Source organism: Streptomyces sp. NPDC048331, from assembly GCF_043201215.1.
Lineage (GTDB): Bacteria > Actinomycetota > Actinomycetes > Streptomycetales > Streptomycetaceae > Streptomyces.
Map to the genome: position 1 here is coordinate 13,352 of NZ_JBICYT010000043.1, position 22,309 is coordinate 35,660.

Sequence of the window (22,309 nt, forward strand, 5' to 3'; positions counted from 1 at the left end):
CGGTCGCCCTGCCGGCACAGGTACGTCCCGCCGGTGGTGCTGCGGGGCTCCCCCTGACGCCTGCGTACACCCGCGGCAGAAAGGTTGCATGTGCCGTTGCGGCATGTGGTCCAGTAGGCGGTGAGCACGACTTCGAGAGGTTTCCTCGTATGCCCTTTCCTGCATTTCCACGTCGGGTCAAGATCGGTGATGCCGCCGCGTTCGCCGGGACCACACCCCGCGCCGTCCGCCACTACCACGCCATCGGGCTCCTGCCCGAACCGGAACGCGGCAGCGATGACCGACGTCGCTACGGGTACGACGACATGATCCGCCTGCTGTGGATCCGCAGGATGGCCGATGCGGGTATCCCTCTGGACGACATCCATGCCGCCTTCAGGGGTGCCACCGGCATCGAGGAGTCCCTGGCCCGCCTGGAGGAGTCACTCGCTTCCAAGGCGGCCGCCATCGAGGCTCAGCGGGCCGCCGTGAAACGTCTCCGTGAGGTGGGCAGCCCCCTGGGCCTGCTCTCCCCGGTGGTCACCGGCCGCCTGCGCGATCTACCGCCCGGGTCCCTGCGCTCCGCAGACCTCGACACCCTCCTGGTCACTGAGCGCGTCTTCGGCCCTCTGGGCGCCGCTGTCCAAGCCAACAGGTTCATCGTTCTGGCCACCCACCCCGAACTGCGGGCCGAGGAGGACAGACTGGCCGAGGCCGAGGCGGCCCTGGACGACACCATGTCCCCCGACGACCCCCGCATCGAAGACCTGGTCGCCCAGCGATGTGATCACGAGACCGCCCTGGAAAACGCCGGCGAAAGATCCGGCGTCGAAGCGGCTCTCGACGTCCTCCTGGACCAGGAGGACGAGCACGCCGACGAGGAGGAAGGCGAGGCGAGGACGAGCGTGCTGGAGGCCATCGGCAAGATGCCGTACGACTTTTCCCCTGCACGCGTCCGGTACGAAGAACGTGTCATCGAACTGCTTCACCCGGCCGGACCCGACGGGTACACGGACGAACGGACCCGCTGACCGGGCCCGGAGCGAGCCCCGGCACGACCCGCGACTCGGTCCCGACGCACCCACGACACCGCAGCAGCCCGACACGACCACGCCCTGGCCCACCTGCGCGCCACCGACCGCGGCGCCCTCGCGGGACCGACGACGCCACCCGCGTCCACACCGTCGAAGCGCGCGCCGGTAGGGCCGCCGTTCGCCGTCCTGCGGCACTTCGTGGCAACTGTCGCCGCCCAGCTGTCAGGCACGAGTTGGTAGAACGTCCGCGCCGAAGGCGACGACAAGGGCCGCGCCGACAAGCCGAGTTCACGTTCGGTACGGGCTCGATCCTGCGAAGGCGCGGGGATTCAGGCGGAGTCGGCCGTTCAGAATCCGAAGATTGCCGTTTTCAAGCCGAGGGACCGTTCCGCCCCCTGAGGGTGCGATTCGCCCGAATCTCGCCCTCAAGGGCCTTGGCAACCGCCAGGATGTCCGCATGCTGAAGAGACACAGCCCACGCACACAGCCGGTGATCGTCGAGCCCGAAGCCCTGGAAGCCGGCCTGTCTGTGTACGACCTCGGCTTGTACGTGAAGTCAGCCAGTGGCCCGTGGCACCCCCACCTCGACGATGACGTCAGCGTCGACGGCTTCATCAGGCAGCTCCGTTGCGGCACCTTCGGCGAAGCAAACAGCTAGGTGGAGCTCCGCGCCGGACTCCCGCGCCTTGCAGACGCCGGGCTCCTCGACCTCGACGCCCACGAGGACAGCCTGCTCGCCCATCCTCTGGTCGGGCGGATCAAGAACCTGCCGCCGTACTCCCCGCCTTCCCCGCAGCCTTCATAAGGAGATCCATGTCTGTCGACCAGGACACGAGTCAGGGCCGTGGCGACGGTGACCTATCCATGCACAACGGCTGGTTCGCGAGCGGATGGCCGCACTACCTTCCCCAGCACCAGGCAATGATGGTCTGCATGCTCTTCGGCACAGCTACAGTCCGCGGACTGCGGGGCAGCTTGGACGACGTTACCCAGCAGCTCTTCAACGGCGAGCGCGGCGCCTTCTTCGGCCGACACGGAGGCACTCTCGACTCCCCCGTGGCGTGGATGGACGACGAAGAACTGGACTACCTGGAGTCCGACGAGGAGAAGAACCAGTTCTGCGCAGATGCCGCAGAGCACCAAGCCAGGTGCGAGGGATTGCTCCGCGCTGCTGGTGTGGAAGTTCCGACGACCATCCGTGAGCTCGCGGACACCATGCTCTCTCTGGGCATCGCCACGGCGCAGGACGGCGTGTGGTCCATGCCGGACTCCCTCCCGGGCCCCGAGGCCGTCCTCGGCCTGACGGACGCCGAGCGGGACAAGATCGTCAACACGCGTCGTACGTGGGAACGCGGTCCGGCAGAGAGTGCTGTGCTCACCTACCTGACGGACGACCTGGGCCAGCCGGACGAAGTGTTCACGTCTGTCGACCGGCTGGCCCGGGCGTCGAAGGTCTGTGAGGACGACATTCGCTACGCGCTCGGACGGATGATCGAGGAGAACGATGCCCGTCTCGAACGCGGCACCCCTCGCTCGCAGGTGAACCTTGATGACCTGGAGAACCACGAACGGTTCCACCTCGTGGCCGATTGGCAGCACTTCAACGACAACCGCATCATCATCGGGCGGGGTTGACTCCCTCGCCGGACCAGGCCCGCCACAGCCCAGCCGGTCTGCGCCCGGCTCCCCTGACGCTCAACCTTGGCGCCGCCGCTCGAAGCCACTCGATTCTCAGATCAGCCCAGAGGCCACAGAGCTCTTGGAGGTCACGCCGACTCCGTTGCCGCGCTCCGGAAACGTGCCGAGCATGCCCCGGACGCAGCTGGGCCTGTTGACCGTCACGCTGGATGCGGAGCAGTCGCAGGCCTGTATTTCTTGCTGATCGCTGCGGACTCCCCCGCCAGACGCCCACCATCGAGGGCGACCTTTACTGGGGCGCTGGGCCTGCCGCACCCTCGCTCGTGGTCGCCTCTGGACACGTCACTGCCGGCAGGTGACCGCCGACCGGTGTTCCAGAAGCCGAGGAGGGCTACGTCGACGAGGACCAGGCCGTGGCGGGCGGCGAAAGACCGGGCCTGCTCGGTGAACTTGCACGAGGCGACGAAGAGCGGGACGTCCGCTCCGTGTTCGCTGCGAGCGGTGCCGTTGAACTTCTGCAGGTCGGGGCTGCCGACGGTACGGTATTTCGCGTAGCGCTTGCATTGCACCACGAGCTTCCGGCCGTGCGGCAGATGACCCACCACGTGGGCGCCCAGGTCGTTCGCCCCGCCCACCCGGCGGACCTGTGCAGCCGTCCCGGCGGCACAGGTCCGCGACGTACTCTGCGAACTCGCGGTCGCCCATCCCCCGGACCGCCTTCATCGAACGCGGGGCCTGAACCCTCGCCTGTTCCGCTGCCCTGACCCGTTCGCCCTCGGCCTCACGACGTCCGGAACGCACCAGGACTCCGGCCAGGCCACCTGCCCCCAAGACGGCTGACACCATCAGCACCACCGTGCCCGTACCCATGCTCAGCCCCTCCCCCGCGTCGCTGTCGGATACTTACAGCTCCCCCTCCGCGCCCAGCTCCCATCCCGAGGGCGGAGCAGCGGGGGATCCGCTGATGTCCTGTCTCACCGGAGACTGACCGATCTCACCCAGGATCGGTCACTGTCCTCAGGTCAACGGCACCGTGAAAGTCGCACCATGGCCTCGTTGCGAACCTCGGGGTCCCGATCCGATGCCAGCGTTCGAAGGTGCGTGATCAGCTCGTCGCCGTCCTGGCCGGTCGCCCATCGTGGATCGCAGTCGAGTTCCGCAGCGAGCTGATCGGCGGTTCCCTCGTCGGAGGCGACCGCACGGGCTGCGAGCACGACACGTAGGCCGGCCAGATCCCTCCGAGCCAACAGAGCCGCCGCAGTCTCCGCGGTCACTCCGGTGTCTTGAGCGTCCAGGAGGAGACGGTGCAGCACACCCGCGACGCTCTGGATCCGAGACGCCGCCGCCAAACGCCGTCCTGCGGCGGCTCTTACGGACCAGTCCGGAGATTCTGCCGCAGCGATCGCGTCGCGCAGCCCTTGTTCGGTGACGTCTTCCACCGCACCAGGATCCCTCAGAGTGTCTCGATCGAGCTTCGGTGAGGCCGGACAGTTGATGCCCCCAGGCTCGGGGGCGTGGCGGGGACATGGGCCCGGCTGTGGGCCCGTACGGGAGTCGACCGCCTACCGGTGATGCGTCGGCGCCGTACGCCGCACCGACGCCATCGGCGCTGAGGAGGCGTCAAGCCGGCGGTTTACCGCGGTAAACCGCCGACGCGCCAAATCCGACACTCCTGGCCATGTCTACCGGTGCCGACGCAAACCGGATGGCCGAGATCTGGCATCATTCCGACCAGCCCGAAGTACCGGAATCATCGGGAAGCAAACGGAGCGAGTTCAATGCCAGCAAGTGTGTACGTCGTATCCATCGACCCTCAGGCCTCCACCGTGTGGTGGGCCAACCGCATCACGGACCTGCCCTTCGACTTCTCGCAGGAACACGAGTCCCCCGAGAACCTTCGGATCCTGCAGGAGACCGGGGCCAGGGTTCACGTGATCGCCAATCAGAAGGGTGGGGTGGGAAAGACCACCACCACTCTCAACCTCGGCGCAGTGGTCGCCGATGTCCTCAAGAACAGCAAGGACGGGCTGCAGCACGTCTTCATCGACACCCCGGGCAGCCTCCAGGACGAGAACCTTCTCCTGGAAGCCTTGAAGTACGCGCACGACGTGATCGTGCCGATGCCTCCCGAGGGGCTCGCCTTCGACCCCACCGCGCGCACGATCGCCAAGGTCATCGAGCCCACCGGTCTGCCGTACAAGGTAGTGATCAACAACTGGGACCCCCGCGATGGCACCGCCGACCTCGTGGACACCCAGGGGTACATCGACGCGCAGGGGTGGCCGCGGACCGAGACGGTCATAAGGCGGTACAAGGTCCACACCCGGGCCTCGGTGGAGGGCAAGGTCGTCACCCAGTACGCCAAGAACCGGGTGGCGATGGAGGCTCGCGAGGACTTCTTCCGCCTCGCTCTGGAGATGGGTTACGGAGGTCGCGCCTGATGGCCGCCGGACGCCGCACCAGCCTTGCGTCACTCGCCGGCCAGAAGGTCGACGACGTTCCCGGACGGAGCGATCCGCTCCTGCTGACGTTGCCGCTGTCGCAGATGGTGCCCACCCGCTTCAATGCCCGGCGCAACTTCGGCACCGAGGAAGAGCTCAGGGAGTTCGGCCTCAAGCTCAAGAAGCGCCAGCTGCAGCCGGCCGTCGTCGTGTCACGTGCCGCCTACCTGAAGCTTTGGCCTGAGGAGGCGGAGAACGTCGGGATACTGCCGTACGTCATCGCCAACGGCGAGCGCCGCTTCCGGGGATCCCTCGCCGCCGGACTGACCACCCTCAACGTCGTCCACAACGAGGACGTCGCGAAGTCCCGCGCCGACTTCCTCGACGCGGTCCTCGCCGAGAACAACGACCGTGAAGACCTTGACCCCATCGAGCGGGCCATCGGTATCGAGACGATGGTCGAACAGCTCGGGGGAGCAGACCGGGTTGCCGAGCACTACGGAAAGACCAAGGGCTGGGTGAGCCAGCAGCGCAAGCTCCTGAAGCTCAGCCCTGACCTCCAGGTCCTCGTCTCCCAGGGCGAGATCCCCGTCCGCGTTGCTCGCGATATCGCGGGGCTCCCCCACGCCGAGCAGGCCGAGGCATGGGAGCTCGAGGTCCAGCGCCGGGCCGCTGCCGAGCGGGCTCCCCGCGCGCCCCGGGCGCGCACCGCCCCGGGCAAGGACATCGTGTCGCCCCAGCCGTCACCGGACGCGGCCGAGCGGTTTACCGCGGTAAACCAGACCCCGGCGCCGACCCCCCAGCTCGATACGGCTGTGGTGACGGCGAGCACCGAGCCGTCTCGGTTTACCGCGGTAAACCAGACCGCCTCACAGAGCGAGCCGACGCCCGACCCCGCGCCCGCGCCCGCGCCCGCGCCCGCTGTGAACAGCCCCGAGCCCGGCAGCGTTCTGAAGAAGTTGCCGGAGGTACCCGACCCTCGCTCAGTGCCTGAGGACGTATCGAAGTTCCCCAAGCCTGTCGTGAAGATGCCGTGGGACGACGGCGCGTCCAGCATGGACATCATCTTCGAGAAGCTCGATGAGGATCAGCGCCGCCGGGCCATCACCCGCTACGTCGAGCTTCTGGGTACTCCGGAGGCATTCATAGGCGACCTCGCCGCGGCCACCGACCCGGGCTTCCGCGCCCAGGTTGCCGATCTGCTCCTCAAAGAGATGTAGCCGCAGCCGCGAGGAGCTAGGAACGCCGTCCGGGCGGCTTGCTGCAGCCCGCTTGCCGCAAGCTGCACCGTGAACATGAAAGGGCCTCTGCCCCCGACGTCTGTCGGGAGCAGAGGCCCTTTCACGGCTCCACAGGGCTCGAATCGCACGCCCTTGACCCCGCTGGCGTTCGCTGAAATCGGGCCCACCCGACTCCGTTCACTCCGGGCGTGGCGACCGGCGACACGGACACAGCTGCGACCGTCGGCAAGCAGGTCAGGGCAGCCGAACAAGATCAAGCAGTTCGAGTGGGATGCGGGACGGGGTCTCGGAGCGCTGCCGCCGGTCGTGGCGGAGGAACGCGAACAGGGGGCGCCGCACCCGGACGTAGGGGCCGACGCGGCGCGCTCTGGACCATCGCGGTCCGGTGGACCGTAGGGAGATCCGAGACCGGAGCCTTACCGCGGACCGCCTGCCCGGCGGCACAGTTGTCGCTGCTAGGCGAAGCCGTCTGTCGACGGAGGTGCGTGCAGGCCCGCTCCCTGTGTGGGTTCGGGCCCCCGCCTTCCGGGGCGGTGCGACTTCTGGTGCGGCGTTCTGCACCGGTCGGTTCGCGGATGCTGACGACTGCTGTGTGCGTCCGTACTGATCGTGTGGAACCTTCTCGTAGGCGGTGATGAGACGCTCCAGTTCGCCGGTAGGTGGAGCGGGTGGAGCGTTCCCGTCGTGGTTGAGGAGACTTTCGCGGATCCGTGCGGGAGTGCCGGTGAGGTGAACAAGGACCCCGCGTCGGATCGTGATGGTGGTTCAAGGGCCTGGGTCAGGGTGATGGGGGAGCGGCCGCGGTGCAGGGGACCGGAGACGGGGTCGCTGACGAAGCACCGGTCCAGGATGTGCAGGCCGGGCCTTGCGAGGAGGTCGGTGCAGTGGGCGGTGAAGCTGACGGCCTCCGGGGCCGTGGGGGAGTTGATGACGGTGAAGCCGTGCCCTTCGGACAAGGCGCGGGCCAGGGTGTGCTTGCCGGTGCCGTCGCAGCCTTGGAGGGCGACGGTGTCGTACCGGGAGGCGAGCTCTCGGCGTTCATGGAGCCAGTCCGCAGCGACTACGTCCAGCGTGGTCGCGTGCCGGGTGGAGCTCGCCCCCGGCTGGACCATCGACTGTCAGCAGGCTTTCTGCTTGGCCCAGCGCCACGTCAGCTCCGGCGGTCCGCTTCCGGACGTCCCGGCGTCCTCGTCAGTCCCCGCCAGGCGGACCTGTGAGGAGACGTAGGTACGCAACCGGCGGACGGTTGCCCCAGTACCGCGCCGTGTCGGAAACCTCGACGTACCGTCGGATCGGAGCGTGGATCTACCGGCAGCGAGTCAAGGCGCCGGAAAGCAATGCGCGCGCCACGCACGCTGTCTCACTGCTTCGACATGGTGACCGTCTTCCTCGCCGGCTATGCAACGCACGGCGACCGCCACGGCGGTCCAGACGCACTCGCCGGCTTTCACGAGTGGCTGGTCACCCGCCGAGGCCGAGACTGCAACCACGGCTGGCCGGGCCAGGTCCTACACCTCGTTCTCCCCCCACGGATGGGAGAACATCTGGGACCTGCCGCCCGAGGACGAACAGCGAGCCATCAAGGTCTTGTTCGAGCTACTCGACGCTTTCCTCGCCGAACGTGAGGCGGCGGTGAACACCCAGGCATCAGCGTGACCACACCGCCGAAGCCGGCGGCGGTCAAACTCCGATGCGACTAAGGCCACCTCGTCAGACTTCAGTGAGACTGGTCGAACTGGATGAGACGGGACACTCACCGAAGGGTGTAACGGGGCAATTCCTGCACAATCGCCGAAAATCGAAGCCCAGAATGGCCCCTCCAGTCGACGAACTCGGCACACCCGGTATGGATCGACCCATGACCCTCTGGCAGGCCCGCAGGTGACCGCTGGCGGCTTCTTCGACTGCTGAATCGCCCATCGGGCTACTGGAAGGCCCGGGACAGGGGCTCGGTGTGACTGATTCCCCATCATGTTTGTCAAGGGCGCCGGGAACGTGGTGGAGGCTGGGAAGTGATCCCGGCGCTCGCCGCGACGAGTGAGATCCTGAACGGATGAACAAGACATCCGCTGCTCTGGCGACGGCCCGGTGGCCGCTGACCGCGGCTGGGGAGACTGACTGGCTGCGGGAGCTCGCCGACGATGACGGGCTTACCGGCTTCATGCCGCCGGCACTGCCCGACGCCGCCTGGGTGCTTCACTCCATGTACGAACACGAACTCGGGCCCACCGACATGTCCTATGTCGCCTACCAACGAGCAGTACTGAATGGCGGCGGCCCCGAGGTTATCCCGGGTCTCGACCCCGCGGACGTGTTCGGGGGGACGCCGGGCGAGCCCCCGAGCCCCCGTTGGCACCGGCTGCGCTGGGCGGAGCTCTCGAAGCGGACCGGTGATCCAGTGGCGCCCGAGGGGTGGCTGCCCTGCTACCGCTCCTTCCCCTCGCTCCGGGAGCCGAGTGGCTGGCCGGTCGGCATCGCGGGGCCGTCCGAGGGCAGTCTGGACCGGACCGACTGGAACCGCCTGGTCGATATCCTCACCGAGCACAGCCCGCAGGGTCCGGACACCCGCTGCTTGGCCTACTACAACCCGCTGTTGCAGAGGGCTGAGGACTTCGACAACCTGCACGTCCGGGCCGGCACGCTCGCGGATGCCAAGGCACTCTACGACCACCCGGAGGAGGATGGTTGGACCCCGTCTAACCTCTGGTCCCAGGACCAGTCCTGGGTCCTCTGCACGGACTACGACCTCTGGGCCACCAAGGTCGCGGGCCCCGCCCCGCTCGTCGAGGCCCTTCTGCACGACACGGAAATCGAGGCCCTCCGACTGCCCTGGGCCCACTGATCCCGACCTCCCGGCCCGGGAACGACCAGGTGTGCCCGAGAGGCCAAATGAAGCACACGGTCACCAAGGGTGCTATGCCGAGGTGAGAGCGGGGTGGGGCGGCTCGGTAGGAAAGGTGCGGTGGTCGCGGATGAGAGCCCACAGAGCGTCGAGTCTGTGGCGGGCGAGGGCCAGGATCGCCTGCTTATGGCTCTTGCCCTCGTTTCGCTTGCGGTCGTAGAAGGCCTTCGATGTGGACAGAAGCGGGCGGCGATTTGGGCGGATAGGTAGAAGACGCGCAGGAGCCGACGGTGGTAGCGGTGTGGCCGGCTCATGTTGCCGCTGATCCGGCCTGAGTCCCGTGGCGGCGGCAGTACTCTCCCCGGCCACGGCGGTGTGCGGGGCCTGCGCCGCGGCCACGGCTGCCTCGGCCATGGCCTGGGCACCACGGACTTTGCGGTTCTTCAGCCAGGTGGCGAGCCTGCGCGAGCCGACCCGACGCAGGCCAGCTGGGGTCTGATAGCCGGTCAGCAGGACGAGGGCAGCCCGGAGGCGGCGTAGCCGAAGGCCCGTTCCAGGGAGGGGAAGTACTCCAGCAGCTGGGCCCGCATCCGGTTGATGGCGCGGGTGCGGTCGGCGGCCAAGTCGTAGCGGCGGGCGGGGAGGATCTTCAGGTCCACCGCGGCGTCCTTCGCATCCGTCTTGCCGTCCCCGCGGTATCCACGGGAGGCGTGATGTTCGAGGCCGACTCGGTGGCCGCACCGCAGGGCTGGTGCTGGGGCGACCGTCAGGTGCGGGGCACCCGCCCTGAGAGGAAGGACCCGGAACCGCTGCACCTGAGCGCGTGGTGACGGGAGTCCGCCCTGCGGCGGCTCGGCCCCGGGCCCGCCGGCTCCGGCTCGGCGTGCCCCGGGGGGCCTCGGCCCTGCCCTTACGCCGTGCGGGCCGTGGCGGAGGCGAAGCCCAGCCAGGTGTGGCGGTTGCCCCACCAACACCAGCCGATCTTCGGGGCGTTGCGCCGCTCCCGGCCGTCCCGGCCCGTGCCGTTGCTGATCCAGATCGCCTGGGTGCGGGCGTCCAGGGTGCCGTTCGCCTTGCGCAGCCGGGAACCGATGGTCATGAAGCAGTGGTTGCGTTCCAGGGCTGCCGGTTGCTGGAGCACCCAGTGGATGCCCTCGGTCAGGAGCAGCGGGGTGCGGTCCTGTTCCGTGAGGGCGGGCAGTGCCTCCTCCGGGCTCCAGTTGGCCAGGTCGTCGCCGCGATCGAGGCCGGTGAGCAGGTAGAGGGGCGTGCCGGGTGGCTCGATGCTGTCGGTCGGGACGAAGCGGTCGACATCGGGCATGTCGGTGACGACGAAGCCGGGCTTGCCGTCGCGGCGGAGCAGCGGTGCGAGGACGGAGGCGGGGGCGCGGTCCGGATGCACTGCGAGCAGGGCATCGCCGGATCGGCCTTCGGCTTCCTCCGCGTATGCGCGCAGTTCGTCGCGGGGAATCCCCGCGAGCCGGTGCACCCCCAGCTCGATCAGGCGTTCGGCCTGGGCGACGAGGGGCGGGAGGGAGGGGACGACGGGCGTGGACGAGGTCTTCGGCACGGTACCCCTGGGTTCGGTCGGGAGCGGTGGCTCCGGAGCAACGAAGTGGCTCCTCCCAGTGTTCCCCCGCCGTCGGTGCCGCGAACGGTTCGCCCGGCCCGGATGCGCTCGCGGGGCCCACGGAGCGGTCAGAGTTGCGAGCCGCCTGATGCGTCGATGCGTTGGCCGGTGATCCATCGGGCATCGGGTGAGGCGAGGAAGGCGACGATGTCGGCGACGTCGGAGGGTTCGCCGATGCGTTCGAAGACGGACATCCGGGCCAGGTTCGCGGCGTCCTCGGGAGTGGTGCGGAGTTTGGCGTTCATGTCCGTCGCGACGAAGCCCGGGGAGACCGTGTTGACGGTGATGCCGCGGGGCCCCAGCTCCTGGGCGAGGGCCAGGGTGAGGGTGTCGACCGCGCCCTTGCTCATGGAGTACACGACGGACTTCGGGTAGGCGATCCGGGTGGCGACGGAGGAGATGTTGATGATCCGGCCTCCGTCCCGCATGCGGGTGAGGCCTTCCTGGACGATGAAGAGGAGCGCCTTGACGTTGACGGAGAAGATCTTGTCGATCAGCTCCGGGGTGACCTCGTGGATCCGCGCCGAGCCGCTGACGCCGGCATTGTTGACGAGGATGTCCAACCCGGGCTCCAGGCCGCGCCGGGCCAGTTCGGAGTCGAGGGCGGCGTAGAGCTCCTGGGCGTCGCCGGTGACGCCGAGGAGGGTCCGGAGGGCGAACGTCCGACCCCCGGCGGCCCGTATGGAGGTCACGACGTCGTGGGCCGCGGCACTGTCCTGTCCGTAGTGGACCACGACTAACGCGCCGTCGGAGGCCAGACGCTCGGCGATGCCACGGCCGATGCCGCGGCTGGCACCGGTGACCAGTGCCGTCCTGCCTGCCAGCGGTCCGTCGGCGATCCGTGCCCGAGACGGCTGTTTCGGAGCGGGGGGCCTGGGTGCGGGGGAGTACGTCAAGGTTCGCGCCGTTCCGGACCGGGTCCTTGTGAGAGCGTGGCCGCTTGTCCGACCGATTGTCGACTCATCCTACGAATCTGGAGCGTAGGATCCCGGCCGTCCGGTACTTCGAGACGAACGGTGTACTGATGACCGAGCCGCGCCGCCCGCAGCGGGCCGTTCCTCGCCGAGTGGTGATCACCGGCGTCACGGGCTTCATAGGTGCGGCCGTTCTGTCCGAACTCGCCCGGATCCGGGGCCAGGAGCCGGAGTCCGCCGCGCTGCGCTTGAGGGCAGTGGGCCGACGCGACCCCCGGGAGGACGGCCTCGCCGACGAATGGGTCCGAGCCGACCTGTCCGACCCCGGTTCGCTGCGCGGCAGTTGTGAGGGGGCGGACGTCCTGGTCCACCTGGCTTCGCTGATCGGCGCCGACGAACGGCGGTGTGCCGCCGTCAACACCGAGGGAACCGCGGCGCTCATGCATGAGGCCCGCCGGGCCGGTGTCGGACGGATCGTGCACCTGTCCACCTCGGCCGTCTACGGCCCCGGACCACATCGTGGCATTCCCGTGGACGGTGTCGCTCCGATGCCCGTTTCAGCCACCAGTCGGACGCGTCTGGCGGGCGAGGGGCCGGCACTGGCCGCGGGGGCGGTCGTGCTCCGTCCCGGTCTGGTGATCGGGCCCGGAGACCGCTGGGTCGTACCGGGGCTGGGACAACTCCTCGCAGCCACCGGGGCGCTGTGGGGAGGTGGGCGGGCTCTGCTGTCCCTGGTGGCCGTCGGCGATCTGGCCGGCCTCATAGCCCGCCTCGCGCTCGGGTACGGCCCGGACGGGGGGACCGTCTGGCACGCCAGCCATCCGGAGCCGGTGCGCGTGGTCGCTCTGGTGCGCGCGCTCGCCCGGCGGGAGATAGTGCCTCCGGTGGAGCGGGACCTCTCCGAGGCGGAGTGCCTGGAGCGGCTGGTGGCGTCGGGTTCCCGGTTGAGCCCGCGTCAGTTCTGGCTGCTCGCGCAGGACCACTGGTACGACAGCGCCGGGATCTGGGAGGCGGCCGGCTGCCCGCCCGGGCCGGGGCCGCTGGCCCGCCTGGACGAGGCGGCCGACTGGTACCGGGCACACATGACTCCCGCATGAGGCACTCGGCGATCGAGGGCGGTCGTCTCCCGGCCACCTCTCCATGAAGGCCCACGCGCGTCACGACCCCATCGACCGTCCCCGTCGCACGGTGCGACGGGGACGGTGGCCGTGCGCGCCGGGGACCGAGGACCAGGGACCGGGGACCTCTGTGTGGTCGGGCCCTGGTTCGGTCCCTCGTGGCGTTCGGTGCCGGGGGACCGGCCCCCTCCCTCGGTACTCCCTCCCCCCTCCCGAGGGGCTGAGGCACCATTCGGACCCTTCGGTCCCTGTCCCTTCAGTCACTGCATGAACCTGCAGGTCAGGGGCTTGGGCTCGCGGGCACAGGGACCGAAGGGACTCAAATCTCTAGTTATGAGCCAGATATGAACATGGGTACCTCCACCTGCTCCTTTTCCTACGCCCGCGCATACATACGCACATAAAGCGTGGAAGTGGTGATTTTGAGTCCCTTCAGTCCCTGGGATCGTGGATGCACCGCCGTGACCAGCAGGTTTGTCGAGGGACTGAAGTCGGAGGGACTGAACGAGGGGAGGGACCCTTCAGTACCTGCGTACGCCGGTGCCGGGGTGGGGGCGGCCGGGACCGTTGTGAACTTCCGGTGGGGGGAGGGCGGCTTACCCCGGGACCCTCGGGCGCTGGTGGAGGAAGACTGGAGCGACGCTTGCCGACAGGGGGGTTCGCACGCGACACGCCCGGGCATGCACGGGGCCGGATCTAGGAACTTTTGCGGATGAACTGGGATAGAACCTCAGGGAGCGAGGGACTGAAGGGACTGAACTCTCAATACAGCGGTTTTATCGGGCGGAGCCTGCGTGATGTCTGGGGTACGCTCCGCGATAGTGAATCTTCAGTCCCTCTGGTCCCTGATGTGCAGGTCGGACGAGCACCTCGGAGAGCGGCCAGGGACAGGAGGAACCGTCCCTGAACACGCGTCGAGGAAGAGCCAGTGCCCGTCTACTCCCAGAAGCTGCCCCACGGCGTGAGTGGCGGGACCGCACTGGACGTGGTGACCTGGCTGGCCCTGCGCGGATATCCGGTCCATCCACTGGCCCCAGGGACCAAGACACCAGCTCCGAACTGCCCCGGCTGCCGGGGCGGTCTGCATTCTCCGCAGGACTGCGTGTGCCGTTCCCGGGGACGGTGGTGCCACGGATTCCATGCGGCCACCACCGACCTCCGTACGCTGCGGAACTGGTGGGAGGCCGAGCCCGAGTTCGGGATCGGGGTCTCCTGCGGGCCTGCCGGGCTCGTCGTCATCGACGTCGACGCACATGCCGGCTCCGTGCCCGCCAGGGAGCGGCTGCTGCCCGGCATCCCCATCGACGAGCGGGTCGACCTGACCGGACTCGGCAGCGGCTACGACACCTTGGCGCTGTTGGCCGCCTACCGGTCCCGACCGAACCCCTGCGAAGACACCTCGACCCTGCGGGTGCGTACGCCTTCCGGAGGGATGCACATCTGGTACCGGTTGCCCAAGGACGGCCCGCGCCTGCGGTGTTCCAGCGGATCGAGCTCCAAGGTCGCGCTGGCCTGGCAGGTCGACGTACGAGCCGTCGGTGGCTACATCGTGGCGCCCACGACCCGCACGGAGGCGGGCGTGTACGAGGCGCTGCCCGGTGCACGGTTGCCCGCGGCCCTGCCGCTGTGGCTGACCGCCGAACTCGTGCGGACCGGCCACCGCGTGGACACGGCCCCTGTGAACCCCGTACAGGCCCCTGTGGGGCTCGTACGGGGTTCGCGTGGACCGAGGACCCTGCGGGGCGGGCAGCGGGCTCTGACGGGGCTTCTGGAGGAGGTACGGGCCTGCGGGGCCGGCCCGTCCGGAACGGCCTTCAGCGAGAAGCTCAACCGGGCGGCGTTCACCGCCGGAGGGCTTGCCGCGGGCGGCCACCTCCCCGCCGAGGAATGCCGCCGGCTGCTCCTGGAGGCCGCGGACCACGCACGACCCCACCAGACGCGCCGCAACGTCCACATCGTCGAAGCGGGGCTCCGTGCCGGAAGCGACCGACCGATCCATCCCGAGGAACGCCCATGAGCAGCGCCGGAAGCAGGGGGTTCGACGCCCAGGCAGCGGCGGAACAGCTTGCCGCGTTCGTCACCGGGAGCAGCGACCGCACCGACCTCGCTCCCGCCGCGCGCGGCGGACGGCTGCCCGCCCAACAGAGCACGGCCCCGGCGACCGCGGGCGGCGGAGCCGACTTCGTCTCGACCGGGCTGCTGCAGAACCTCAGCGACCGCGGCAACGCGAAGCTGTTCGCGCACCTCCACCACAACCGGTTCCGGCACGTGGAAGGACTGGGCTGGTACGTGTGGGACGAGTACCGGTGGAAGCGCACCGGCGGGGAGAAGGCCGCGATCTGGGCGGCGGGGGACATGGCGGAGGAACTGCCCACCCACGACCCCCGGGGTGCCTTCACCGACCGGGAGCTGTCGCAGCACCGTAAGCGCGCCATGTCCACCTCGGGCGTGAAGGCGATGCTCACGCAGGCCAAGGCCTCACCCGAACTCGCCTTGGACCCGGACGTCCTGGACGGCGACAAATACGCGCTGTGCACCCCCGCGGGCGTCGTGGACCTGCGCACCGGTGACCTGCACAAGCCGGACCCGACCCGGGACCTGCACTCGCGCGCCACCTACCTGGCCCCCGAGGCCATGCCCACGCCCCGGTTCCACGCCTTCCTGAACCAGACCTTCGGCGACGACGACAAGGGCAAGGAGATGATCAACTTTCTTCATCTCCTGCTCGGCTACTCGATCACCGGCGACGTCGGCGGCCAGGTGCTGCCCTTCCTCTACGGTGTCGGCGCCAACGGCAAGTCCGCGCTCCTCGACGTGGTCATCAAGATCCTCGGCGACTACGCGGACGTGGCCCCGCCCGGGTTCCTGATGGAGCGCGGCAAGTTCAACGAGCACTCGACCGAGCTGACGGAACTGCACGGCCGGCGCCTGTTCGTCTGCAGCGAGCTCAAGCCCCACGACAAGTTCGACGAGGCGCGGGTCAAGCTGCTGACGGGCGGCGACCGGCTCAAGGCCCGGCGGATGCGGCAGGACTTCTTCAGCTTCGAGCCGACGCACAAGCTGTGGCTCCTGGGTAACCACCGTCCGGAGGTCGGCACGGGCGGCCACGCGTTCTGGCGCCGGATCCGGCTGATCCCGTTCGAGAAGGTCGTCCCCGACCACCGCAAGATCGACAACCTGGCGGAGGCGCTCGTGCAGGAGGAGGGTCCGGGCATCCTCCACTGGATGATCCAGGGTGCCAAGGCCTATCTCGCCACCAAGCCGGCGCTGACCGGGCCCAGCATGGTCCGTACCGCCACGCAGGCGTACGCCACCACCGAGGACCACATCGGGCGGTTCCTGGCCGAGTGCTGCACCACCGGGGTGGAACTGCCCGATCCGCGTGATCTGAAGGTGGAGCAGGGAGCGCTGTACCGCGCGTACAGTGCGTGGTGTCTCGACGGCGAGGGCCTTCGTCCCGCCACGACCCGTGCGTTCGCCACACGTATTCGAGCCGAGGTCGGCGTCGCCTCGCCCAGTGAGATGCTCCGCTCGAACGGGCAGAAGTTCTACCCCGGCCTGGCGCTTGTGGCCGACGAAGTACAGAACCCGCGCGAGGCGAACAGGGCAAGCGCGCCGTGAAAGGCCCACGTGTGCAGCCGTGCGGGGGCGGGCACACCTACGATGGACAAGGACGATGAACAGATCCACCAGCCGACGGCGGCCCGCAGGGGCCTGCCGGATACCGGCTTCGGCGCCCCTCGCGGCGTGGCGGAACCAGGGGCCTGCAAGGGCCTACGTGAACAAGGAAGGATCCAGGCCATGAGCTCGCTACTGACTTCAAGCGATCTCGCCCACGAGGACAAAGTGGTGTGGCTGGAGGACCCTGAAGAGCTCGATTACGTGCGCCAGGCCCTGGACAAGACCCCCCGCCGCCGGGGGAAGCCGCGCTACCACCGCGACGGCCGCATGATCGGCTTCACCGAGCTCGGTGACACGGCGGAAGCGGACCCCGACAGCGGCCTGCAGAAGCGGCGCGTCTTCTACCTGCTGCCGCACGACCGGGATGCCGAGCCCGAGGGTCTGTACCGGGAGGGCGCGCCGGGTGAGGCCGTGGATCCGCGGACGATCGAACCACGGCAGGTCGGCCGGAAGACCGTGCGGTCGCAGCGAGGGCTGTCCACGCCGACGGTTGCCTGATGTCGGCATTCGTCCGATGCGGGTAGTCGGCCGCGTCGGTCCTCCGGTCCCTGCGCCTTCCGGACAGAGTGGCTGGAAAACGCTTCAGGTAATGGCGAAATTCAGTCCCTCTGGTCCCTCTGGTCCCTTCGGTCCAGCTGAGTCTCCCCGCGGGGCTGTCCCCCTACCCGCCCTTTCCCGAACCTGGGGCTCCGCCCCGGAACCCGGGGGAGGGGGCCCGGGCCTGGAGCGAGGCAGACCCGCGCCCGGACCCGGATCGTCCCGACGGTCGGCGCGCCCCGACCCTGCGCGGGGTCGGGGTGGCCGCCGAAGAGAAAAAAACAGGGTGGCGGTATTTTTACGAGGCGTAGGGGGCGAGGCCGACCCGCCTCGCCTGCCTATCCGGCGGCGGCAGGCTGCTCGGAGAACTTCAAGGCCTCGTCGTAGACGCGCGCGCCCCGGGTCTCGGTGAGGTCCAAGGACGGGAGGACCGAGGGCTGGGCGATGCTGGGCAGCAGGTGGCGCAGCAGTGCCGAGACCCTGACCACGAGGTCCTCGTAGTCGCTGATCGCCTGCGACATCGACTGGATGCCGGCATAGGCGCCGACGATGACGTCGGCGGTCTCGGCAGCCTGGACCTGGGGGAGCAGTTCGCCCTGGGCCTGCGCGAGCTCCAGCTTCATCCGGACGCCGTCGACCCAGTCCTGCCAAGGGCCGCTGCGGTCGAGGTCAGCCGCCCGCTGGTCCATCGCCAGCCGCACGCTTGCCCTGACCATGGGGTTGGTCTGCAGCCGGTAGGTGTGGAGCGCGACCATGTCCACGATCTCCTGGAGCTTGGTCGTACGGTTCGGGATGACGAGGTTCTGGTGCTGCGAGTCCAGCACGCCTTGCGCCAGTTCCTCCTTCGACTCGAAGTGGAAGTACAGGGCTCCCTTGGTCACCCCGGCGGTGGAGAGGATCTCCGAGATCGTCGCCGTCTGGTAGCCGCGCTCCTGGAAGACCTTTGCCGCCGCCAGCAAGATGGCTCGACGCGTGCGGATGGCCCGTTCCTGCTCGGCCATGGTGCCCTCCACTTGGCTTACGAACCCTTGGAAAGGCTCTGTATACAAACCGTCTAGTTCGTATCTTACAGTGGACGCCCGCCGGGCCAACCAACACGTGACAGACTTGGTCATGCCTTACCTGTACATGGCTCTCCTGTGACCTTGTGGCGCACGTCGAGGACGTCGAGGACGGATCAGGCGGCGTCCGGGGCCGCCGTCACGACGGAGCTGAAGGTGAGCGCTCCGCCCTGGTGGCCGGTCACCCGCACTCTTTCGTCCCCTCCGGGCGTCGCCGGCCCGAGCCGGTGGGCCTCGATGAAGCAGGGCTCGTCCAGCTCGGTGTACTGCATGTACTCGGTCGTGACGCCGAGCGGGACGAAGGAGGAACGGTTCAGCACGGCGGCCGCGCCCTGCCGGGCGGCCTCGAGCAGCAACATGCCCGGGACATGGTCGACCGGGTGGTCGAACAGCACGGGATGGCGGGAGTTCAGCCGCAGCTGCCAGCGATCGCTGTGACCGATGGCGGAGAGCACCACGTCGGCCGGCGAGGTGCGCCCCACGCTCTGCGGCGCCATGGGAGCGGTCAGCGCCACCGTGCGGTGATCCCGGCGGAAGACGCGCCGGGGACGGACCCGCTCGTAGACGGCCGGGCTGACGCAGGTGAAGGAGAGCCGCCCCGTGGCCACGACCATTCCCTCGCGACGGACGACGGAGTCGTACGTCATCCCCGACAGGCCGCCACCCCGTCTCTTCACGTCGAAGCACGTGATCTCGATGTCGAGGGAGGCGGGGGTCTGGCGGACCTTGAGGTACTCGGGACGGACGGTGAGCCCGATCTCCCGGATCAGGAACTGATGGCCGAAAGGCACGCCGAACTCGGCGTGCGAGAGAAGGGCTCCGGCCTGGCGGATCGTCTCGGCGGCGATGAGAGGGTCGTGGTACTCCCCGTCGATGGGGATGAAGAAGCTGTGGCTGCGCGGCCACTGGGCCTCCACCCGGAAACGGGTGTCGTCCTCTCGCTGCCAGCCGGTGAGCATGACCTCGGCCACCGCTGCCCGGTGCACCAGTTCCTTGGGCACCGTGGTCGTCAGGGTGGGGTAGCGGAGGGCGGCCAGATCGGACCGTGGCTCCCGCATGAATGCCGCCTGGTAAGCGGCTATCGCCGGACGTTCGACGTGGAATGTGCTCGCAGACATTGCTCCCCCTGGGCTCCGCTGGCGAGTGATGGCTGTATGCCCTCGGCTCGAAAGATACATACCAACCGGTTTAGTTTCTAGCGGTAGTTGGGCCTCCGCCCGGTGGGGGGCGGGGGATCTCGCTGCCCGTCGGCAGTTCTCCCTGCTCAGGGCCCTGTGGTCACTTTCCGTCCTCTCTGGCGGCAATTTCCTTTGCTTCCAGGGGGGCGCGAGTGATTCTCGAGGGCCTGCGTCAAGGGTGGCCGCGGGCCGACCCGCCCCTTGTCGATCCGGAAGGGGGGCGGGATCCTGAGTGAAAACCGCACGAGCGGTTTGTTAATGTGGGTGTACGGGGCAACGGCCGCCTCGCGGGAGATGCTCCGGTGTGCCTGTGGGGGAAGCCGTGCCGGGGTGCCGTCGTGATCCGCACCCTCGGCCGCTCCGGGACAGCGTCCCCGACCCGCCTGCTCTTCCGTAGGTGTGGCAACCCCTCGCAGTGACGGAGCAGTCGATGGTCAAACAGGAGCGCGCGGCGCGCACGCGTGAAACCCTGATCCGGTGCGCGGCGCAGATCTTCGACCGTGAGGGTTTCGCGGTGGCATCGCTCAACGGGATCAGTTCGCTGGCCGGGGTGAGCAGCGGCGCGTTGCACTTCCACTTCGCGAGCAAGGCCGCGCTGGCGGACGCCGTCGAGGCGGCGGCGCTCACCCGGCTGCTGGCCGTCACCGATCCCGGGCCGGCGCCCAGGGCGGGCAGTGTGCAGCTCCTCGTCGACGTCACCCACGGCCTCGCCGCGGCGTTGCGCACCGATGTGGTGCTGCGGGCCGGATTCGAGCTGGGCGGGGAGCCGTCCCGTGATGCGCAGTCCGATCTGCGCGCGTGCTGGCGGAGGTGGGTCGAGGACACCCTGGAGAAGGCCGATGCCGCAGGCGAGTTGAGCCCCCAGGTGGCCGCCCGGGACGTGGCGACCGCCCTGGTGGCGGCGACCGTGGGCTTCGAGGTGCTCGGCGCCCGGGACGCGGCGTGGCTCTCGGCGTCCACGGTCACCCGGTTCTGGCGGCTCCTGCTGCCGACGCTCGTGCCGGGCCCCCTCCTCGAGGGCCTCGATGCCGAGGGCACCCACACGTCGTAGGGGATGCCCTCGGCGGCGCCCTGGCCTCCCACCCCTGTGGCGGGCCAGGGCTTTCGTGTGCCGTCCTGACGCGCCAGATGGAGACCTGATGGTCTGTTCTCGCCCGCCTGGATCCACTTTCGAGGGGTTCAGGGTGGGGGAGGAGACGGTTTCGCTGCACCTTGCTGAGGATGAATGTGCAGGTCAGGAGGCTATGCAGGGATCGTTAGGTGGGTCATGAAATGAAAACGGCGCGGTCGGTTTTATATTGACAAACCGTCGGTCCTGTTTTTTACTGAGGTCGGCTCATCCACGGACAGGGGAGTACGCGTGGACATCGAAGTACTGGGCACACTGGCGGTTCGGGAGCAAGGAGTCTCCGTAACGCCGACAGCCCCCAAGCCACGGCAGGTGCTGGCGCTGCTCGCGCTCCATGCCGATCACGTCGTCCCGGTGTCGGCTCTGATCGAGGAGCTGTGGGCGGGTGCACCGCCGCGCAGCGCACGGACCACTCTGCAGACGTACGTACTACAGCTGCGGGCCCTCATCGCGAGCGCACTGGAGCAGGGCGCGGCCGCCGCGGAAGGCGCCGAGGGCGCCGCCGGCCGGCGCACCGCCAAGGACGTGCTCGTCACGCTGCCCGGCGGCTACCTGCTCAACAGCGGGGACGGCACCAGCGACGTCCGCGAGTTCGACCGGCTCGCCGGCATCGGCTACCGGGCGATGGACGCGGGCGACTTCCCGGGCGCGGCCCGGCAGTTGCGCGAGGCGCTCGCCCTGTGGTCGGGGCCCGCCTTCGCCGACGTGCACGGCGGGATCCAGTTGGACATGGAGGCCCGGCGGCTCGAGGAGACCCGGCTCTGCGCGCTCGACCAGCGCATCGAGGCCGATCTGCGGCTCGGGCGGCACCGCGAGCTGCTCGCCGAACTGACCGTGCTGGCCAGCCGGTACCGCACCCACGAGAACCTGCACGGCCAGTTCATGCTGGCCCTGCACCGCTCCGGCCGCCGAGGCGAGGCCCTCGACGTCTACCAGCGGCTGCGCGCCACCCTGGTGCGCGAACTCGGGCTGGAGCCGTCGGCCGCACTGCGCCGGTTGCAGCGCTCGATCCTGATGGCCGCCCCCGAGAGTCCGGTGGCCACGGACACGAACAACGAGCGACTCGTACGCGTGGGCTGAGATGCCCGTACGCAGTAGGAGGAATGGGCCGCGATCGGCTCGCCGGGCCGGACGCGCGCCCGGACCACGGGCCGAGGAGGCAGCGCGATGCAGGACAGGTCGGAGCGGACCCGCAGGAAGCTGGTGCACGCGGGGGCCGAGATGTTCCACCGCAACGGCTATGCGAACGCGACACTCGGCGAGATCGCCGCGTTCGCCGGAGTGACCAAGGGGGCGTTGTACTTCCACTTCGCCTCCAAAGACGAACTGGCGGAGGCGGTCCAGCTGCGAGGTTGCGAGCTGCTGTACGAGTCGGTGCGCGAGCTGCGCGCGTCCGGCCTCTCTCCGCTCCAGACACTGATCAACACGACACACTGGCTCGCGATCAACCTGTGCGAGGAGCCGGCGATCCCGGCCAGCTTCCGCATCACCAAGGAGTGCGCGGGGCTTCCCACGCTCGCCACCGACTTCTACCGGATCTGGCTCGCAGAGATCTACGAGCTGCTGCGCCAGGCCCGGGACACGGGTGAACTCCGCGCCGACGTCCACTGGGAGAGCATCGAATCGCTGGTCGCCGCGGTGGCCTGCGGGATCGAGGCGCTGGCCGGCACCGGGATGCCGTACGCCGAGTTCCAGCTCCGGGTGTCCTGGCTGTGGTCGCTGCTGATGCCCTGCCTGGTGCCCGAGGGCGCGCAGGAGGGCTTGCGCGCCGGCACCCCGGGCCTCGATCCCCTGCCCCGCGCCGTGGAAGCCCCCTTGGACCACCGGCACCGGCCGGAGTTCTCGAGCAGCACCGTGTGACGGTGTACCACCGACGGCTGTGAGGA

General features: G+C 69.0%; 21 protein-coding genes and 1 pseudogene. 16 read left to right on the forward strand and 6 right to left on the reverse strand.

Annotated features, from left to right (window positions below; translation table 11 throughout):
• Nucleotides 1–149: 149 nt before the first annotated feature.
• The 4 genes from ACGFYY_RS36060 to ACGFYY_RS36075 all read left to right on the forward strand — a co-directional run bounded on the left by ACGFYY_RS36060 (nucleotide 150) and on the right by ACGFYY_RS36075 (nucleotide 2,648).
• Nucleotides 150–1,010, forward strand: a complete 861-nt coding sequence (locus tag ACGFYY_RS36060; protein WP_393716056.1) for a MerR family transcriptional regulator — start codon at nucleotides 150–152, stop codon at nucleotides 1,008–1,010.
• Nucleotides 1,011–1,470: 460 nt separating this feature from the next.
• Complete coding sequence (locus tag ACGFYY_RS36065; RefSeq protein WP_393716058.1) at nucleotides 1,471–1,671, forward strand: hypothetical protein; 201 nt, start codon at nucleotides 1,471–1,473, stop codon at nucleotides 1,669–1,671.
• Nucleotides 1,672–1,818, forward strand: coding sequence for a hypothetical protein (locus tag ACGFYY_RS36070; RefSeq protein WP_393716060.1), 147 nt, complete (start codon nucleotides 1,672–1,674; stop codon nucleotides 1,816–1,818).
• An 8-nt stretch (nucleotides 1,819–1,826) separates the two neighbouring features.
• A complete protein-coding gene (locus ACGFYY_RS36075) occupies nucleotides 1,827–2,648 on the forward strand; it encodes a DUF6042 family protein (RefSeq protein WP_393716062.1) in 822 nt (273 codons plus the stop codon).
• Nucleotides 2,649–2,851: 203 nt separating this feature from the next.
• Here the strand turns inward: ACGFYY_RS36075 and ACGFYY_RS36080 are convergent, their stop codons facing one another.
• A complete protein-coding gene (locus tag ACGFYY_RS36080) occupies nucleotides 2,852–3,286 on the reverse strand; it encodes a restriction endonuclease (RefSeq protein ID WP_393716064.1) in 435 nt (144 codons plus the stop codon).
• 462 nt (nucleotides 3,287–3,748) lie between these two features.
• Here ACGFYY_RS36080 and ACGFYY_RS36085 point away from each other — a divergent pair, with 462 nt between their 5' ends.
• From ACGFYY_RS36085 to ACGFYY_RS36105, 5 genes are all read left to right on the forward strand, one after another.
• A complete protein-coding gene (locus tag ACGFYY_RS36085) occupies nucleotides 3,749–3,874 on the forward strand; it encodes a hypothetical protein (protein WP_393716066.1) in 126 nt (41 codons plus the stop codon).
• 555 nt (nucleotides 3,875–4,429) lie between these two features.
• Complete coding sequence (locus tag ACGFYY_RS36090) at nucleotides 4,430–5,092, forward strand: ParA family protein (RefSeq protein WP_393716068.1); 663 nt, start codon at nucleotides 4,430–4,432, stop codon at nucleotides 5,090–5,092.
• The gene (locus tag ACGFYY_RS36095) at nucleotides 5,092–6,312 is read left to right on the forward strand and encodes a ParB/RepB/Spo0J family partition protein (protein ID WP_393716070.1); all 1,221 of its coding nucleotides are present in this window, start codon (nucleotides 5,092–5,094) and stop codon (nucleotides 6,310–6,312) included. Before ACGFYY_RS36090 ends, ACGFYY_RS36095 begins: the two co-directional genes overlap by 1 nt.
• Nucleotides 6,313–7,731: 1,419 nt before the next feature.
• Complete coding sequence (locus tag ACGFYY_RS36100; RefSeq protein WP_393716072.1) at nucleotides 7,732–7,989, forward strand: hypothetical protein; 258 nt, start codon at nucleotides 7,732–7,734, stop codon at nucleotides 7,987–7,989.
• Nucleotides 7,990–8,386: 397 nt separating this feature from the next.
• Nucleotides 8,387–9,175 carry a hypothetical protein gene (locus ACGFYY_RS36105; protein ID WP_393716074.1) on the forward strand — a complete coding sequence of 263 codons (789 nt, stop codon included), beginning with the start codon at nucleotides 8,387–8,389 and terminating at the stop codon, nucleotides 9,173–9,175.
• Nucleotides 9,176–9,247: 72 nt separating this feature from the next.
• On the opposite strand, the pseudogene ACGFYY_RS36110 reads toward ACGFYY_RS36105, so the two are convergent.
• From ACGFYY_RS36110 to ACGFYY_RS36120, 3 genes and pseudogenes are all read right to left on the reverse strand, one after another.
• A pseudogene (locus ACGFYY_RS36110) lies at nucleotides 9,248–9,891 on the reverse strand (IS110 family transposase); the annotation flags it as partial.
• 194 nt (nucleotides 9,892–10,085) lie between these two features.
• The gene (locus ACGFYY_RS36115; RefSeq protein ID WP_393716076.1) at nucleotides 10,086–10,745 is read right to left on the reverse strand and encodes a DUF5701 family protein; all 660 of its coding nucleotides are present in this window, start codon (nucleotides 10,743–10,745) and stop codon (nucleotides 10,086–10,088) included.
• Between the two features lie 128 nt (nucleotides 10,746–10,873).
• Nucleotides 10,874–11,644, reverse strand: a complete 771-nt coding sequence (locus ACGFYY_RS36120; protein ID WP_365268424.1) for an SDR family oxidoreductase — start codon at nucleotides 11,642–11,644, stop codon at nucleotides 10,874–10,876.
• Nucleotides 11,645–11,829: 185 nt separating this feature from the next.
• On the opposite strand from ACGFYY_RS36120, the gene ACGFYY_RS36125 reads away from it, so the two are divergent.
• From ACGFYY_RS36125 to ACGFYY_RS36140, 4 genes are all read left to right on the forward strand, one after another.
• Nucleotides 11,830–12,816 carry an NAD-dependent epimerase/dehydratase family protein gene (locus tag ACGFYY_RS36125; RefSeq protein ID WP_393716078.1) on the forward strand — a complete coding sequence of 329 codons (987 nt, stop codon included), beginning with the start codon at nucleotides 11,830–11,832 and terminating at the stop codon, nucleotides 12,814–12,816.
• A gap of 949 nt (nucleotides 12,817–13,765) precedes the next feature.
• Nucleotides 13,766–14,854, forward strand: coding sequence for a bifunctional DNA primase/polymerase (locus tag ACGFYY_RS36130; protein WP_393716080.1), 1,089 nt, complete (start codon nucleotides 13,766–13,768; stop codon nucleotides 14,852–14,854).
• Nucleotides 14,851–16,458 (forward strand): phage/plasmid primase, P4 family, encoded by a 1,608-nt coding sequence (locus ACGFYY_RS36135; protein WP_393716082.1) that lies wholly within the window; start codon nucleotides 14,851–14,853, stop codon nucleotides 16,456–16,458. The genes ACGFYY_RS36130 and ACGFYY_RS36135 overlap by 4 nt, the downstream gene beginning before the upstream one ends.
• 180 nt (nucleotides 16,459–16,638) lie before the next feature.
• A complete protein-coding gene (locus ACGFYY_RS36140; protein ID WP_030303970.1) occupies nucleotides 16,639–17,016 on the forward strand; it encodes a DUF6009 family protein in 378 nt (125 codons plus the stop codon).
• A gap of 377 nt (nucleotides 17,017–17,393) precedes the next feature.
• Here the strand turns inward: ACGFYY_RS36140 and ACGFYY_RS36145 are convergent, their stop codons facing one another.
• Together ACGFYY_RS36145 and ACGFYY_RS36150 are read right to left on the reverse strand one after the other, a co-directional pair.
• The gene (locus tag ACGFYY_RS36145) at nucleotides 17,394–18,056 is read right to left on the reverse strand and encodes a ScbR family autoregulator-binding transcription factor (RefSeq protein WP_365268366.1); all 663 of its coding nucleotides are present in this window, start codon (nucleotides 18,054–18,056) and stop codon (nucleotides 17,394–17,396) included.
• A gap of 176 nt (nucleotides 18,057–18,232) precedes the next feature.
• On the reverse strand, nucleotides 18,233–19,234 hold the full coding sequence (locus ACGFYY_RS36150; protein ID WP_393716085.1) for a ScbA/BarX family gamma-butyrolactone biosynthesis protein: 1,002 nt from the start codon (nucleotides 19,232–19,234) through the stop codon (nucleotides 18,233–18,235).
• Nucleotides 19,235–19,724: 490 nt separating this feature from the next.
• Between ACGFYY_RS36150 and ACGFYY_RS36155 the strand changes: the two genes are divergently transcribed.
• The 3 genes from ACGFYY_RS36155 to ACGFYY_RS36165 all read left to right on the forward strand — a co-directional run bounded on the left by ACGFYY_RS36155 (nucleotide 19,725) and on the right by ACGFYY_RS36165 (nucleotide 22,283).
• Nucleotides 19,725–20,345: a ScbR family autoregulator-binding transcription factor gene (locus ACGFYY_RS36155; protein ID WP_393716087.1), complete on the forward strand. Its 621-nt coding sequence runs from the start codon at nucleotides 19,725–19,727 to the stop codon at nucleotides 20,343–20,345.
• Nucleotides 20,346–20,654: 309 nt separating this feature from the next.
• Nucleotides 20,655–21,503 (forward strand): BTAD domain-containing putative transcriptional regulator, encoded by an 849-nt coding sequence (locus tag ACGFYY_RS36160; protein ID WP_393716089.1) that lies wholly within the window; start codon nucleotides 20,655–20,657, stop codon nucleotides 21,501–21,503.
• 87 nt (nucleotides 21,504–21,590) lie between these two features.
• Nucleotides 21,591–22,283, forward strand: a complete 693-nt coding sequence (locus tag ACGFYY_RS36165; protein ID WP_393716091.1) for a ScbR family autoregulator-binding transcription factor — start codon at nucleotides 21,591–21,593, stop codon at nucleotides 22,281–22,283.
• The last annotated feature ends 26 nt before the right edge of the window (nucleotides 22,284–22,309 follow it).